Origin of the sequence: Aeromonas sp. A35_P (assembly GCF_002259925.1) — a bacterium.
Taxonomy (GTDB): domain Bacteria; phylum Pseudomonadota; class Gammaproteobacteria; order Enterobacterales; family Aeromonadaceae; genus Aeromonas; species Aeromonas dhakensis.
Map to the genome: position 1 here is coordinate 1 of NZ_NEVB01000163.1, position 3367 is coordinate 3367.

At 55.5% G+C, this 3367-nt stretch carries 4 protein-coding genes; 3 read left to right on the forward strand and 1 reads right to left on the reverse strand.

Features of this window, described 5'->3' with window-relative positions; translation table 11 throughout:
* Window positions 1-175 precede the first annotated feature (175 nt).
* Window positions 176-934: a substrate-binding periplasmic protein gene (locus CAK78_RS10300; RefSeq protein WP_094697195.1), complete on the forward strand. Its 759-nt coding sequence runs from the start codon at window positions 176-178 to the stop codon at window positions 932-934.
* An 83-nt stretch (window positions 935-1017) separates the two neighbouring features.
* On the opposite strand, the gene CAK78_RS23090 is transcribed toward CAK78_RS10300, so the two are convergent.
* Entirely contained in the window at window positions 1018-1140 is a 123-nt protein-coding gene (locus CAK78_RS23090; RefSeq protein ID WP_005306071.1) for a hypothetical protein, read from the reverse strand.
* A 451-nt stretch (window positions 1141-1591) separates the two neighbouring features.
* Here CAK78_RS23090 and CAK78_RS10310 point away from each other — a divergent pair, with 451 nt between their 5' ends.
* The gene (locus CAK78_RS10310; RefSeq protein ID WP_094697196.1) at window positions 1592-2470 is read left to right on the forward strand and encodes a cation diffusion facilitator family transporter; all 879 of its coding nucleotides are present in this window, start codon (window positions 1592-1594) and stop codon (window positions 2468-2470) included.
* Between the two features lie 95 nt (window positions 2471-2565).
* The gene (locus tag CAK78_RS10315) at window positions 2566-2850 is read left to right on the forward strand and encodes a DUF3811 domain-containing protein (protein ID WP_176452745.1); all 285 of its coding nucleotides are present in this window, start codon (window positions 2566-2568) and stop codon (window positions 2848-2850) included.
* The last annotated feature ends 517 nt before the right edge of the window (window positions 2851-3367 follow it).

Sequence of the window (3367 nt, forward strand, 5' to 3'; positions counted from 1 at the left end):
CCCTAAGGGAAGTGCACGGTTCAGAGGGCCCTGTTCACGCAGGGCCTTTTTTTGCCCGTTATTGACGCAGGCGCGGCACGCAAGCCGGCTCCCCCGCCCAGAGTTGCCGACCCTGCTCCCCCTGTCGCCGGCCCGGGGTTTATCATCAGGGCAATTCGTTTGTCAGAGAGAACGCATGGGATTTATGTCTCGTATCCTGCTGCTCGCGGCAAGCCTTGCCGTGCTGTTTCAGTCTCCCCCCTTGCTGGCCGGCGAGCCACTGCGGGTGGGGGTCAGTTTCGCCATTCCCCCCTATGTGATTGAGGAAGAGGGACGCGGCATCGAGCTCGATCTGCTGCGGGAAGCCTTTCGTGACAGCGGCTACGAGCCCAGCTTCGAATATCTGCCGCTGGAGCGCACCTTTCGCATGCTGGAGTCCGGCAGGCTCGATGCCATCATCAACGTCAAACCCGGGATGCTGGACAACGTCTTCCTGTCGCAACCCGTCATCGCCTTTCACAACCGGGTATTCACCCTGAGCAAGACCCACATCGCCACGCTGGACGACATGAAAGAGCTGAGGGTCAGCGCCTTTCAGCGCGCACGCCAGGTATTGGGGGGGGCCTTCGCCAGCATGGCCGACCAGAATCCCCGTTACGAGGAGGTTGCCAAGCAGCAGGGGCAGGTACATCGACTGATGCTGGGGCGTGTGGATGCGGTTATCCTGGAGCAGCGGGTGTTCTATTACTATCTGGCGCAACTGGCCACCAGCAAGTTTGGCGCCGAGCTCTATGCCCCCAGCCGGGTCAGACAATATGATCTGTTCGCTCCCACCCACTACCATTTCGCCTTTCGCCAAGCCGCGCAGCAACGCTGGTTCGATCGCCAGCTCGGCAAGATGCGGGCCGATGGCCGCTACGAACGGATATTTGCCAGCTACGGTGCGACCCCCTGAGCCCACGCCAAAAACATAAAAGCCAGCCCGAAACAGGCTGGCTTTTTGTTACTGGCTCCAAAGGAACTACAGCATGGGGAGCGTTACTTCATCGCGCTGCCGTTTTTCAGTTCTGCTTTCTGACGTTTGGCTTCGCGCTTCTCTTTCAGTGACATCTGCGGTTTTTTCTTGGCATCTTTGCCGTTGTGATGTTCTTTGTTGCTCATCATCAAACTCCAAAAATGTTACCCAGACAGTTGGAACCCAGGTTCCAGCATGCCATCCGAATCGTAGACTACAGTACGCTTTCAGTGACGATCCCAGGATCGCACTCAGTCCAGCATACCCCCAATCTTGCGCAAGAATCCACCCTCATCCATCACGCCGCGCCAAACCGGGGCCGACGGCCCCCGCCAGGCACTCCTGGGCGGGGAAGGAACGGCCGTAAAAACACCGGAAGCCTTATAAAGTAGCGATTATCAATATTATTTAGCGACCAGCTAAAATAAATCACCAAAAACCAAAATAACTATTATTTAAACGAGCGGTGTTAATTTGGATAAGCATTCTCACTATCGACGGAAACAAAAAGTTACAACATCAAGAAGTCATTATTAACGCAAGCTGATATTATCAGGCCTTATTTTCAAACTATTTCATCGAGAATAGGGATATCCCATGACCAGAAAAACCAGAGCCGCCTTGGTCTCGGTTTGCTCCAATATCAGCCTGATTGTCATGAAGATAATTGCCGGCATACTGAGCGGTTCCGTCAGCATCATCTCCGAAGCCATCCACTCGGCCATGGATCTGGTGGCCGCCCTGATCGCACTTGTGGCCGTGCGCAAGTCGGATATTCCACCCGACCCGCGCCACCCCTATGGCCACGAGAAGATAGAGAATGTCTCCGGCGTGATCGAAGCGCTGCTGATCCTGCTGGCCGCCGGCTGGATCATCTTCGAGGCCGTCGGCAAGCTGATCACCCCCACCCCCATCGAAGGCGTCGGGCTCGGCGTGCTGGTCATGCTGTTGTCGGCACTGGTCAACAGCGGCGTCTCCGCCTATCTATACCGGGTCGCCAGGGAGGAAGAGTCGGTGGCGCTGGCCGCCGATGCCCTGCATCTGAAGGCGGACGTGCTGACCTCGCTCGGGGTGGCTGCCGGCCTGCTCGGCATCTGGATCGCCTCTGCGCTGGGCTACAACCTCTACCTGCTGGATCCCCTCGTCGCCATCGGGGTCGCGCTCTTCATCCTCAGAGAAGCCATCGCCATGCTCAACCAGGCCTTCCAGCCCCTGCTGGATCACAGCATGAGCGAGGAGGAGCTGGCCATCACCACCCAAGTGATCGAGGAGTGCTGCCCTGAGCACGGCGGCTTCCATGATCTGCGCAGCCGTCAGGCGGGACGTCGCCGCCATATCGACTTCCACCTGACACTGCCCAAGGAGATGAGCATCGAGCACTCCCACGCCATCTGTGACCGCATAGAGCAGGGGATCCAGCGCCATCTCCCCCACGCCATCGTGCTGATCCATGTCGAACCAGCCGGTCACGCCTAGTCCAACCGGGGAAATCATCGGGAATGCCATCGACAGCACAATAAACGGCCAGGTGACGTGGTAGGGTGTTCCCTCCCCGTCATCAGGTACATGCCGTGAAAAAGCTGGGAATGAAGGATCTCACCGACGCCGAAAAGGCCGGGATCACCCTGCTGCTGCAAAAAGCACAGGCCAACGCGGATCACCCACTGACCAATGCCGAACGCAATCGCATACGCGAGGAAGGCCGGCTCAAGGTGGTCGCCGACCGGGCGGCAGCCGCAAAAGCGGCGGCACAACTCGCAAGAGACAAGGCCAAGAAACGGGCCGCCAATCAGGTACTGCCCGAGACATTCAGCTGGGTTGACTCCGTCAGCAATCGCTTTCGAAAGAAGCCTTGATCATGCCGTTTCAACCGAATGTAGCCAGCCCACGCCCTGTCGACGGGCTGGCTTTTCATGATGGAAGGGGAAGGTTCTGACCCTTGACGTGACATTATCTGTCGACTCGCATGACCCTTTATCTCGTTTTTTCTGCGCACAAAGGGATTCACACCAACCCGAAAAGCATCTGAAATGGATATTCATGCTATTGATATAAAAGGTAAAATCGTCCTGAAAATCCAGTCATTCGGCACAGAGTACCAACTGAGAGATAAAGTTTGCTTTAACAAAGCGTGCGTGTTCTAATCGACAGCGATAGTTCGGCAGTTCAGTCCTGATTATGTTAGGCAGTCATTTTAGTAAAGCAGTGATTAGTGCAAGTGTTATTTCGATGATGCTTGACGAATAATTCTCCTTCTTTAGTGCTTCCCCTACGTATTGCTGACGAAAAATCAAAACTTGCCATCTGATGGCATTTCAAACACTAAATTTGAGAGTAATTATTATGTCCAAAGTGACTGGTACCGTAAAATTC